The sequence below is a fragment of the Alteromonas sp. NFXS44 genome (assembly GCF_040148705.1).
Classification (GTDB): Bacteria; Pseudomonadota; Gammaproteobacteria; order Enterobacterales; family Alteromonadaceae; genus Alteromonas.
In genome coordinates, this window is sequence record NZ_JAGDEA010000001.1 from 164,410 (window position 1) to 177,298 (window position 12,889).

Consider the following 12,889-nt stretch of genomic DNA (forward strand, 5'->3'; position numbering starts at 1 on the left):
ATGAGTTGTTGCATTTCTCCGCGTGAAACTGCGGAATAAATGGCTTATTTCACGTTCTGGAACGTGGGTGTTACCGGCGCAGGAATATGGGTTTCCTCCAGGCAACGTGCTTTGATTTCTTCAATGGTGCCACCGTGACTGAACATGCTTACCTCACCGCGGGTTGCAGTAAGAGTGGCACGTAAATCAGTGGTTGCCGCTTCATTAACTGCACCGTTTTCGATGATTACGCCGTAGGCTTTCGCACCTTCAACGGTTACCAGACCGCGGTTGAAATCGGTGAGAACCATGGCAGGGTCGCGCAGGTACGGATCGCCCCAGCCGCCGCCACCCCAGGTGTTGAAGTACAGCAAGTCACCAGCTTTCACTTTCAAATCTTCGCATTTAGACGGCAGCCATTCTTCTGTGCCGTCGGCACGAACCATACGCTTAGTGGAACGCATGCCCGGCTCGCCACCGTTAACACCCCACGGGTGTACCAGCCAGCGATCATCGTGAATCGCGATCTGGCCGTCACACAGGAAGCGGTAAGCAACAGACAGACCGTGACCACCACGATGCAGACCTGCACCGCCTGAATCAGGAATGACTTCATAGTTCTCAATACGCATAGGGAAGTATGACTCAATGAATTCGTTCGGTACGTTAGTGAAGCCCGGCCACAGGGAGTGACCGTCCGGTCCGTCACCTACCGGACGACCCGGGATACCACCGAAGCCGATCTGGAATAGCTGGAACCATTCGCCTTTGTCGTCATAACCTGAGTAGAACAGGTGAGGGGAGTCAGAGAAACCGGCTGCATTCAGCAGTTCCTGCGGTGCACCCATACCCAGCAATGCACCCAGAATATCGAAGATACGACCCAGGGCGTGGGTACGGCCAGACAATGCCGCCGGATATTTAGGTTTAAGCAGGGTACCCTCAGGAATGCGTACGTCCACCAGGTCATAGAAGCCGTCGTTGAAGATTATCTGCGGGTCTACCACGTTAATAGTGAATGAACCGAAGAACATTTTAAACATCTCTTCGTTCAGGTAGAAGTTTATAGAACTCTGTGCCTGGGGATCAGTGCCGTCGAAGTCGAAGATAACTTTCTCGCCTTCACGCCACATCTTACAATTAATTTTGTATGGACCCATGCCCTTGCCGTCGTCACAAATGTAATCAGCAAATTCGCGGGGTTCTTCAGGGATGAACATCTTGATGATTTCACCCATGGCTTTTTTGTTCCGCTCCAGCATGATGTCCAGCGTGGAATCGAATACATCATCACCAAAGCGCACTGCCAGTTCGTTACAACGTTTAGCGGCGGTTTTACATGCCGCGACCAGGGCGTTGAGGTCGAAACGGTTCCACTGCGGGGTACGTACGTTGTGCAGAATAAGCTCCAGCACTTCTTCCTGCAGCACACCTTTCTTGTACAGTTTAACCGGTGGTATACGCACACCTTCCTGGAAGATGGTGGATGCCTGAATTGGCATTGAGCCGGGTACCATACCGCCGTTATCTGACATGTGACCAAACATGGCAGACCAGGCAATATGACGACCGTCTTTGAATACCGGCACCAGTACCAGCCAGTCGTTCAGGTGCGAAATCGCAGCGTTACACATGTACGGGTCGTTGGTAAGAATAATGTCGCCTTCTTCCAGCGTGCCGGAATACGCATTGGTAAAACCGGTGATGAAAGAGCCCATCTGGCCGACAACCATTTTGCCGTGACGGTCTGCGATAAGCGGGAAGCAGTCACCCTGTTCACGGATCCCCGGAGACATCGCTGTACGGAACAGTACCGCGTCCATTTCTTCACGGGCGTTCCGCAGGGCGTTTTCAATAATATCGACAGTCACACCGTCTACATCTACCCGTTTCAGCGGGGTGCTGTTGGTTTCAATAATTTGTGCAGTCATAGTGATACCCCTTAGTTATTTCACGGGATTAATGAGGAGGTTGCCAACGTGGTCGATGTTGGCCTGATAACCGGGCAGAACTACGGTGGTCGAATCCATTTCGCTGACAATGGCCGGGCCCGGTACCGCGATGGCAGGGTGCAGCTTGCTGCGGTCGTAGATTGCACCGTCGTGCCATGCGCCGTCGTAGAAGAAACGGGTATCCTGTACTTTACAGTCAGCCAGCGTCAGTGTGTCTTCACCCAGTTTGCGTTCAGCAATATCGCCGGATTTGGCTTTGACCACGGCACGGATCATCAGAATTTCATGGCCGTCGCCCAGCTTGAAGGTAAACAGTTTTTCGTGCTCCTGATCGAAGTAATCAGTCAGCACAGCAAGGCCGTTGGCTTCAATGTCATCGCGGGTGAAGTCGACAGAAATTTCAAATGCCTGACCGGTGTAGCGCAGATCGGCCTGATAAGTGACTTCCAGAGACTCAGGAGCAAGACCATCTGCAATCAGTGATTCAGAGGCTTTACTGCGAAGTTCTTCCAAATCGGCCATCAGGGCTTCTTTGGTGGTTTCCTGTGCCAGTGTCAGATAGGTACGGGCTGCTTCGTCCTGTACTTCTGTGGTGGCATCACCGTATGCACACAATACGCCGGGACCCGGCGGCACGATAACAGGCCATGCATCAGTCAGAATACCCAGTGCATTGGCATGCAGGGGACCCGCACCACCAAAGCCTACCAGCGCGAAATCACGGGGGTCGTAACCTTGTTCTACTGATACCAGACGCAGCGCACCGAACATGGCTTCGTTGGCAATCTTGATGATACCTTCAGCGGCCTCCATCAGATCGATGCCCATGGCGTCTGCCACCTTTTGTACCGCAGCTACAGCCGCTTCGCGATCGATGGCCATGGCACCACCCAGTTGCACATCAGATGGCAGATAGCCTAATACCACGTTGGCGTCACATACTGTCGGTTCCGTACCGCCTTTCATATAGGCGGCAGGGCCGGGAACGGCACCGGCAGATTCAGGGCCGACACGCAGTGCTTTGGTTAATTCCGGTACGAAAGCAATCGAGCCGCCACCTGCACCTACAGTGCGAACGTCTACTGATGGCGCACGAACACGTACGTCACCCACAATGGTCTCGCGGCGAACTTTGGCTTTAGAGCCCTGGATCAGGGCAACGTCTGTTGAGGTACCGCCCATGTCGAAGGTAAGAATGTCGTCATAGCCGGCGCGGCTACAGAAGTAGATAGCACCGGTTACGCCACCGGCAGGGCCTGACATCAGCAGGTTTACCGGAGATTCTGCAGAAGCGCGGCCGGAAGCCAGACCGCCGTCAGAACGTAGAATAGAAAGCTGTACGTTTTCTCCCATGCGGTCTTTCAGTGCAGCCTGCAGGTTATTCACATAACGGGCAACTTCCGGACGTACATAGGAGTTCACAACCGTGGTTTCTGTGCGCTCGTATTCCTGCATTTCAGGTACGACTTCGCTGGACAGAGAAATCGGCATATCACCGAAGACTTCCTGAGCAATCACTTTTGCACGTTTTTCATGTTCATCATTGACGTACGCATTGATGAAACAGATGGTGAGTGCTTCTACTTCACCTTTGGCTTTGAGTGTCTCGAGATCGGCTTTAAGCGCTGCTTCATCGAGGTCTGACACCACTTTCCCTTTTGCGTCCATCCGCTCAGCTGCGCCGATGGTCAGTTCAAGAGGCGCCAGCAACGGGTTTTTCACGTAACTGACCCAGCCGCCAAGACCGCCCGGGCAAAATGAGCGGGCAACCTGCAAGGTGTGCTCGTAACCTTTTGTGGTGACCAGGCCGACTTTGGCGCCTTTACCGGTCAATACCGCATTGGTGGCAACCGTTGTACCGTGCATAACACGGTGGATTTGTGTTGGATCAACACCAGACTCTTCACAGATACGGGCAATACCATTGAGTACCCCTTCTGAGGAATCATGGGGGGTGGACGGTACTTTGGCTGTAAAGGTCTGACCGTTTTCTTCGTTAATCAGCAGCAGGTCAGTAAATGTTCCGCCGACGTCAACGCCAAGACGATAACTCATATTTCATTCCCCTCATTTCAGGCAAATTCAGCTCGGTTAATTTCGTTTTAAGCCTAAACATTGGAAAGGTTGCTGCCATGACAATTATCAATGCAGCTCACGGTGAGGATTTCTATAGTCCGGAACATCAGGTCAGTACCGTCAGCAAGGATTGCCATGCGGGATGACAAAGTTTCTGTTTCACAAAAAAACGAGGTCAGACATGCTTAATTGTTTCCAACAGGGCAAGCACGACATGCTGCCAGAGGCAACACACGACGAAGCGTCGCGCCAGGAGTTTGCCAAAAGCTTGCGGGGCTATATCCAGCACGCCACGTTGCCGGGGCTTCAGCCGGTATATGAAAAGAAAGTGGTGCCTAAATTCAAACGGGAAAACGGCCGCGAGCCTGAAAACCGTCAGGATATTCGCCGCGCCATGGTGAAAAACAGCTATTTCCAGCTGTACGCATCGACTAACCGTATTGCCCAGGAGTTGCTCTGGGAATCCACGGTAATGAGTGTAGAGCGCCAGTTGCCGCAACTGATTGAAAAGGCCAAAGCACTGTCAGCCAAATCTGAGACGAAACTGGTGATCCCTGAAGGTTTTGTGCCGCCCAAATACGTGAGCGCCATTGATATTCATTGTATGCCGGGTGGCTACTGCACCGAAGTGACCGCCGATGATGTTTCTGCCGGTGTGGTTTACGACCGTGGTGTGTATCTGTATACCATGGGTTATACCGGTCCGGACAACGATGATATGGGTCGTTCAGTGTGTAATTACCTTAAGCGTAACAACCCTGATTTCAAACCCCGCCGCATCCTCGATATGGGTTGTACGGTAGGACATTCCACATTGCCTTACCGCGATGCGTTTCCGGATGCAGAAATCTGGGGTATCGATGTAGGTGGTGGCTGTGTGCGTTATGCTCATGCCCGTGGCGTTGCAATGGGTAAAGAAGTTAACTTTGCCCAGATGAACGCCGAAGAAACTACTTTCGAAGACGGTTACTTTGACCTGGTAGTCAGTCATATTCTGCTGCACGAAACCAGCGGCAAGGCGATGCCGAAAATATTTAAAGAAAGCGAACGGGTACTGGCTCCCGGCGGCCTGATGATTCATGCCGATTTACCGCCATTCGATCTCATGGACCCGTTCACCCAGTTCATCCTTGATAATGAAACCTGGTACAACAACGAACCTTTCTGGGGTGCGATGCGAGACCTTGACCAGATCCAACTGGCTGAAGATGCAGGCTTCCCCCGTGATGCGGTGCGTTTTGATACGGCGCCAATGGCAATTATGGAAACCACGGAAGGGTCGAAAGGCTATAGCGATGAGTCGAAAGAAGCTGTCGCCGATCGCGAATTTACTGCCGGCGAATTCGCCCCGGGTGGTGGCTGGGAAGTGCTGATTGCACAGAAACCTTTAGTTAACCAGGAGGTAGCGTGATGTCTGAGTCACATAACAATCCGCAGATGCAACACAGCGCTAAAGGTAAGCGTCCGTCGTTTTATGAAGATGCCGCGTCGGATCAATTAATGTCTATGGTGATGGTGCTGGCCAGCGAGTTAAATGTATTGCGTGATCGCATGGATGCACAGGAACGCGTGGCGAAACAACACGGTATTGATTTGGCAGCAGGCATCGAAGCGCTGGAACTGGACGATGAGGCACTGGAAAGCCGTGAAGCATGGCGTCAGGGATTTTTCTCCCGCCTGTTCTATCTTACCCGGAAAGAAGCGGAAGAAGCGCAAACGGGTGAAACCAAAAAATCTTATAACGCGACCATTGATGATATAGCCAAAGCATAATGGTGTGAGATAACGATCCTCAACGGAAAGCCTCTGCCGGCGTGATGCCTTCAGGGGCTTTTTTTATCGTATTTTTCGGGTGGATTGATAATTGTTAAGGCGGGCTTGTCATGTGCCCGTTAGGTTGGTTAAAACAGTCAGTTGTAAATTACTCTGCCTTTACTGGGATCTCTGAATATGAAAAATCGTTTGTTCGTTTTAATGCTGTCTATCCTGATGTGTTCTGCCTCAGCATCATTAAGTGCTGAAGAAGGCAAAAATGCAGAGACAACGAGAACATTGACGCTGGAAGACATGCGGAAAAAATACGCGGATGCTGATTCAAAGTTCATGGACGTCGATGGCATCAACGTGCACTACAAAGATCAGGGCACCGGTCCAGCAATCCTGTTAGTGCATGGTACTCTCGGCGACCTGCATGACTGGGATACCTGGGCAGAGGTGCTGAGCAAACATTATCGTGTGATTCGCTTTGATTTACCCAGCTTTGGCATCACCGGGGATATCCCGAATGGTAACTATTCAGTCGACCGCAGCCATGTTCTGATTGACGGCCTGATGGATGCGCTGGGTATTGAGAAGTTCGGTATTGCCGGCATTTCTTACGGCGGCATGGTGTCGTTCCGTTACGCCGCAACCCGTGTAAACCGTATTACGTCCATGATCCTGGTGAATTCTGCGGGTATTCAGTTTGGCAAAGCGGTTAAGCGTGACACGGATACCAAAGACAAGCCCCGTAAAAACATGTTTATCGATCCGGTGGTTAACCGTGAAGATGTTGCTCAGTTCTATGATGACTACATCAATGATCACACCTATGTGACCAGTGCGTTTATTCAGCGCAAGCTGGACTATCTGAACATTGTTAACCGCGATGCCAATTCTGTTAAAGCGTACAAGCTGTACGAAAAAGGTAATCCTCAACGTGTGCTTTCTCATGTCACCGCACCGTCGCTGGTTATCTGGGGAACGGCGAACCAGGCGCTGGATACAGAAACGGCGCAGGCTTTTATTGATGCGCTGACCGCTTCCTGCTTCAAAAAGCTGGTCACCTTTGATGATGGCGGGCATTACATCAATGTGGAGCGGCCGGCTCCGACGGCGAAAGCCGCGCTGGCATTTTTACAGGGTCTGCCTGAAGTTGATGCGTGTAAATCATCTTGTGAGTAACTGATCTGGTGTCACAGCCTTACGGCGTGCGGGAGGTATTTGATGTCTCAGTTGTTTTTGCCCAGAAGTATGGAGCCTGTATACGGATATAACCCGTTCAGTGACTGTCCGCTGTTTCGTGACTTATCTGTGAAGCAGCTTTTCGAGCTGCGTCGTTGCGGCACGCAAATTGAACTGGGAGCCGATGAGCCAATCTTCGATCAGTTCTCTCCCTGTACCAGTGTGTTTAATGTGATCAGCGGTGCGATTGTTGTCGAACGGTTTGCTGATGACGGCAGACGGCAAATCATCGGCTTTTTGTTTCCCGGAGACTATCTGGGCATTGTTAACTCCGCGCGCTACGAGGTGGCTGCCCGCAGCCTCACAAAGTCTACCCTTTACCGCTTCGGCAGAAAAAAGCTGGTGGATTTTTCTCTGCATAATCATCAGTTACGCAGAAACATTGAACACATCATGTCGAACGTATTTTACCGGCTGATGGAACAACTGTTTATTCTCGGTCAGAAAAAAGCGCACGAAAGGTTGTGCTTCCTTTTTGTTCACTTGCTTGAGCGTATGCCCGGTGCCACGCCGGAACACATCCAGCTTTATATGTCCCGTCAGGATATTGCAGACTATCTTGGTCTTACCATTGAAACAGTCAGCCGTTCCCTGGCAAAGTTGAAAATCGATGGCCTCATTCACTTTCCTTCCATTAATCATCTGCAAATTCTTAATGTTCCGGCAGTCAGGAAGTTGGCAGCAACCTGACCCCGGCTAAATCATATTTTGTAACAATCACCTGCAGGACCAGAAGCTTGTTTTTGATAATAATCAATGCGGTGATACCGGTGGACTCATAGCCTAGAAGCCTATTAACAATAATCAAAAAAAGTGAACAGGTTGGTACTTATGTCAAATTCATTTGATCCGCGTTTCTCCCGCCGTGGCTTTCTTAAAGGCAGCGCTCTGGTAATGGGTTCGGCATTGTTTCCTGCCTTCGCCCGTGCGTCGGGCAAAACAGATGTCACAATCATCGGCGCAGGTCTGTCCGGTCTTTATGCAGCAAGCCTTCTTGAGCAGTCAGGTCTGACCGTACGCGTGCTGGAAGGACGAAACCGCATTGGCGGCAGACTGTATACACTGGATGATGTACCGGGGGCACCGGAGGCTGGCGGCCAGACAATTGGTCCCAACTATGGTCGTATGATTTTTAATGCATCGCGGGTGGGTGTACCACTAAACCAGGTCGATTTTGGCCTTGGTAATGAACCTGTCAGACAGGTCATGCAGGTAGCAGGGCAGCGTGTATTGCCAGCTGACTGGGCTACATGTGCCGGCAACCCGTTCCCTGATGAATTTAAAGCCATGACGCCGGACCAACTGTTGCCGGTGCTGCTCGGCAAACCACCTTTTTCACAAGGGAATGACTGGCTGAGCGATTCGAACTTTAATCTGGACATTCCTGTCAGTCAGTTACTCCGGGAGAAAGGGCTTTCTGCAAAAGCAATAGAAATGCTGGGGGCTGCTAATAATTACGGCAGAACCCTGGATGAGTCGTCCTTACTGTTCCTCTACCGCAATAATTATTTTGTTATGCAATCTATGCAAACGCCCGGTGGCGTGAAGATGGCGCAGGGCGGAAACCAGCGGGTGCCTGAAGCCATGGCAAAACACCTCAGCGGTGAAGTGCTGACAGGCAAAGTAGCGGCTAAAATTAAAGAGCGCGACAGCGGTATTACTGTTCGTTGTGATGATGGAAGTGAATACGAGTCACAATACGTGCTGTCGTCGGTACCTTTTTCCACCTTGCGTCATGTTGAGATTGATGCGCCTTTACATGTTATGCAACGGGAAGCCATCAACGAACTGGAATATGGCAAAGTGTATCAGGCACATTTTGAGGTGGTTTCTCCTTTCTGGGAAGGTAAAGGTTTTCTGCCAAATGTGTGGTCAGACTCTGTCATCGAGAGAGTCTTCGCCAGTGATCCTTCACAAAGCGGTAAGATCACCAACCTGACCGTGTGGATTAACGGCAAAGGCGTGGAAGCCGTTGAAAAACTCTCTGAGAAAGACGCCGCAGCACTGATTCAAAAATCACTCTATGAAGCCTTGCCGGAGGCAAAAGGTGCGGTGAAGTTTGTCCGCCTGTTTAACTGGCAGGATTCACCCATGTCCCGTGGGTCTTTTGCCACCTGGAAACCCGGTCAGGTTGCCCGTTATGCAAACGTAATGGCTACACCTACATCAAGGCTGCATTTCTGCGGTGAACATACTGCACAATGGGCAAGTGGTATGGAAGGTGCGCTGGAATCCGGCGAGCGGGCAGCAAACGAGATTTTGACAAAAGTCTGAGCGTAATTTTTCATCTGAACGTGTCACCGTAAGCGCAGGTTTACGGTGACTTTCTTGTGTCCGGAATATTTGTAATGAACTGATTTAATGATGTTTATTAGTCAATTTCATAATCTTGCTGTTTTTTGATATTTGTTAATGAGTCCCCGTTTTGCTGGCGATAATCTGTTCAACAAGGTGCTTTGACCGTTTAAAAAAAGTACCGTCAAAAATAATGATTAGCCGTGTAAAAAGCCAAATAACAACAGGTATCAAGTGAGGTGGGAAACATGTATTCATGGAACAAAAAATACGCTTTAAGTGCAGCGGGGATGGTTTTTGCAATGTCGCCGGTGGCATCAGCCATTGCGCAAACAGAAGAAAAGAAAGCCGACGATAATAAATACGAGCAGGTTGTTGTTAAAGCGAGAAAACGGGATGAAACCATCATCGAAGTACCGCTGTCTGTTAAAGCGTTTACCAGTAAAGATTTGCAGGAGTCAGGATTAACCGAGCTGGAATCGCTGGCAAACTTCACACCCAACCTGGATTTCCAGAATGTGGGTAACTCTCAACCCGGCCGCTTTAACCCCGGCATCCGTTTCCGTGGTATGGACATTGCCATATCTACCCCGACAAACCAGACCGGCGGCTTCTTTGTTGACGGTGTTGCTGTGCTGGGGGGCGAAAGCTCAGTGTCATTCTCAGATATCGCTCAGGTTGAGGTGTTACGCGGCCCGCAGCCAGTCTACTTTGGACGCGGCACCTTCGGCGGTGCCATCAACTATACCACGGTAACGCCCGGCGACGAGTTCAGCGGCCAGATTTCAGGAGGCTTCAGTCCGACATTCGGCAGCAATGAATTTAATGCTTATGTTGAAGGTGCGTTGTCGGAGAATGTGTCTTCCCGCCTGACTGTGTTTAACCGCGAGCAGGGTGCGCCTTTTACTGCCACTGACGGCGGTGAACTGGGTGCTGAAAAGACCACGGGTGTGTCGTTAATTCTGGCCATGACACCCACAGAAAACTTATCGGTAAAAAGCCGTATCGCTTATTCTCAGGATGATGACGGTGCGCCAGCATCAACGTTCGTAAAGTATTCAGAAAATAGCAATATTTCCGTCGGTGACACGTTCAGTGCACAAACAAACAACGGTACTGTTGAAGCTACGTGGGCGACACCATGGTTATCCGGTTCGTTGCCGTACACCACAGTAAGCAGCAACACCCGTTTTTATGACGTAACTGTAGCCGGACAAACTCAGTATGGTGATGCGCTGGAGGACGGTACCTATAGCATGAGCGAATTACTCGCAATGCGCCCGGAAGGAGGAGATACCCCGTCTCTGGACCATATCGGACTGCGTTCTGACATGCTGGTGTTCTCTACCGAAGCATCCTACTTCATTGATGAAAACTTCTCCTTTGATGGTCTGGCGGGTTACAGCCACAAATCCACCACGCAAATCAGAGATGCTGATCAAACTGACGCACAGGCGTGGATCGTACAAACCTATCTGGAACTGGAATCCTGGTCTGCAGAAGGTCGTCTGAACTACGACAACAACGATAATTTCCGTGCTATGGCCGGGGTTAACTATTCAGTGATCGATCAGATGGGTGATGTTGACGGTGGCTGGAACGTATTTAATGGTTACTATGGCGGCATGCTGTTCGGCTTCGGTACCAGTTACCTCGACGCAACTAAAATTGAAACGCTGGGTATCTTCGGTTCAGCTGAATATGACTTTACTGACTGGGCCACGCTGGTAGTCGAAGCGCGCTATCAGGATGACACCACAGACAACCGCTCCGGTTTCACCGAAGGCACCCTATCGCCTTCTGCTGAATTGTCTTTCGACGGCATCCTGCCACGTATCAGTCTGCTGCTTTCACCAATGGATGACGCGAATGTGTTCCTGACCTACTCAGAAGCCATGTTGCCGGGTGCTTACAACAGTATGTTTGATTCAATGGATGCAGATGATGCCGCGGAGTTTTTAGCTGAGAATCCTAATATCGAAACAGAGACGGAAGAAGAAACGATTAAGTCCTATGAACTGGGTTGGAAACAGTCTGTTCTGGATGGCGCTTTATGGTACTCACTGGTTGGTTTCCATCAGCAATGGGAAGGCATGAAGTCTACCGGCCTCTATACCTTTACCGGAACCAGCACAGGCACATCTTATTTTCTGACGCCTACTATGACCGGCTCAAGTACGCAGACAGGTATTGAGCTTGAAGGTCGCTGGTCAGCCAGTGACAACCTCAACATTCAGTTCGCTTACGGTTACACCAGCTCTGAGTACGACAGTTACAACAGTAACTCTTTCAGAAGTGCGCTGGGTCTGCCTTACGGCACATTCTACAAAGCAGACGGAAATACACTTCCACGGTCTCCGGCGCATAGCGGTGCTATAGGTATCACCTGGCAGAACAGACTGAATGCAGAGTGGGATTATGCCCTGCGTGCAGATACCACCTTCAGAAGCAAAACTTATACGGATGAGCTGAACCTTACCACCATTGAGGGCTATACCCTGCTGAATCTGCGGGCAAAACTGATTGGTACTGACAATGGCGTATCCGTAGAGCTTTACTGTAATAACTGTACTGACAAAGAGGGATGGGCAACAGGTCGTCGTCTTACCGACTTCAGCGCCATGCCAAACTTCTTTGCCACACAGGGTGCAGTGGTTGACCCTATTATGCCAAGAGAAGTTGGGATCCGCGCGAGTTACGAATTCTGATAATGACATGTCCGGATGTACCGTCAGGCGCATCCGGCCAGCGTCGTTCCGTTCACAGGGTCGATTAATATGAAAAAAGCAGTGCAACTTATTACTGCCATCGCCGGTAGCATTTTTTGCCTGACCATACAGGCTCAGGCAGAACTGCCTGCATTCTGGCAACTCAGTGAAGGTGTCTGGCATAGTCATAACATGTACATGGACGGAAAATTTGCTGTCAAAATTCCGGACTATGAAAGCGTTGTGACCATCGCTGTAAAGGATGATGAGGTGATCACCACCGAAGATAAGTTCTATCCTGCCGGCTATTTTAACGGTGCCGCTATCGGGCTGGATATCCCTGCAAAGAGCGGTGTGCACATGGTTCAGACAACCCGTGCGTCCCTTGACAGCAAGGGTGTTGCAGAAGAGCAGGCTGTCGCCGGGGCACCGGTTAAAACCATTACCACACCTCTGGACGGGAGTTCTGCGTTCTACACTGTGAGTGACAAAATAACCGGTGATACCTCTTACCGGATGCTCATCAGTTACCCGCAAAATAATGCCAGGATTGTTGTGAATATGGGCTTGCAACCCGTTGAAGCCGGAAATGCGGCGGGCGCACTGCGCGGGCTGTCAGTGTTTAACGGCGTTAAATTACCGGGCAGTGAAAAGCAGGCGCTTTTAAAGCAATTAGAGACGGTATACAACGCAACCGTTACCGTTGTCCGTGAAGCAGACGGACAGTTTCGTGTAGCGGATAACCTGTAAGTACACAGCGATTCTGTGTGCTTATGATAACCGTTTTATGAAGGTTTCCCGTCAAATAACATTTGTTATTTGAGCCTCTTGCCGGTGGGGTTTTCCCACCGGCATTTTTATTTCTGCGCCCCCGGA

The 12,889-nt window shown here is 50.5% G+C and carries 9 protein-coding genes; 7 read left to right on the forward strand and 2 right to left on the reverse strand.

What is annotated here, in order from left to right; all coding sequences use genetic code 11:
* Positions 1-44: 44 nt before the first annotated feature.
* Positions 45-1,910, reverse strand: coding sequence for a hydantoinase B/oxoprolinase family protein (locus J3369_RS00740; RefSeq protein ID WP_349582575.1), 1,866 nt, complete (start codon positions 1,908-1,910; stop codon positions 45-47).
* A 15-nt stretch (positions 1,911-1,925) separates the two neighbouring features.
* The gene (locus J3369_RS00745) at positions 1,926-3,986 is read right to left on the reverse strand and encodes a hydantoinase/oxoprolinase family protein (RefSeq protein WP_349582578.1); all 2,061 of its coding nucleotides are present in this window, start codon (positions 3,984-3,986) and stop codon (positions 1,926-1,928) included.
* Positions 3,987-4,188: 202 nt separating this feature from the next.
* Between J3369_RS00745 and J3369_RS00750 the strand changes: the two genes are divergently transcribed.
* The 7 genes from J3369_RS00750 (at position 4,189) to J3369_RS00780 (ending at position 12,763) form a co-directional block, all read left to right on the forward strand.
* On the forward strand, positions 4,189-5,418 hold the full coding sequence (locus tag J3369_RS00750; RefSeq protein ID WP_349582581.1) for a class I SAM-dependent methyltransferase: 1,230 nt from the start codon (positions 4,189-4,191) through the stop codon (positions 5,416-5,418).
* Positions 5,418-5,780 (forward strand): hypothetical protein, encoded by a 363-nt coding sequence (locus J3369_RS00755; RefSeq protein ID WP_349582584.1) that lies wholly within the window; start codon positions 5,418-5,420, stop codon positions 5,778-5,780. Before J3369_RS00750 ends, J3369_RS00755 begins: the two co-directional genes overlap by 1 nt.
* 177 nt (positions 5,781-5,957) lie before the next feature.
* Positions 5,958-6,950 (forward strand): alpha/beta fold hydrolase, encoded by a 993-nt coding sequence (locus J3369_RS00760; protein ID WP_349582587.1) that lies wholly within the window; start codon positions 5,958-5,960, stop codon positions 6,948-6,950.
* A 42-nt stretch (positions 6,951-6,992) separates the two neighbouring features.
* A complete protein-coding gene (locus J3369_RS00765) occupies positions 6,993-7,700 on the forward strand; it encodes a Crp/Fnr family transcriptional regulator (protein WP_349582590.1) in 708 nt (235 codons plus the stop codon).
* Positions 7,701-7,841: 141 nt separating this feature from the next.
* Positions 7,842-9,284, forward strand: a complete 1,443-nt coding sequence (locus tag J3369_RS00770; protein WP_349582593.1) for a flavin monoamine oxidase family protein — start codon at positions 7,842-7,844, stop codon at positions 9,282-9,284.
* A 269-nt stretch (positions 9,285-9,553) separates the two neighbouring features.
* The gene (locus J3369_RS00775) at positions 9,554-12,013 is read left to right on the forward strand and encodes a TonB-dependent receptor (RefSeq protein WP_349582596.1); all 2,460 of its coding nucleotides are present in this window, start codon (positions 9,554-9,556) and stop codon (positions 12,011-12,013) included.
* A gap of 69 nt (positions 12,014-12,082) precedes the next feature.
* Entirely contained in the window at positions 12,083-12,763 is a 681-nt protein-coding gene (locus tag J3369_RS00780; protein WP_349582599.1) for a hypothetical protein, read from the forward strand.
* Positions 12,764-12,889: the final 126 nt, after the last annotated feature.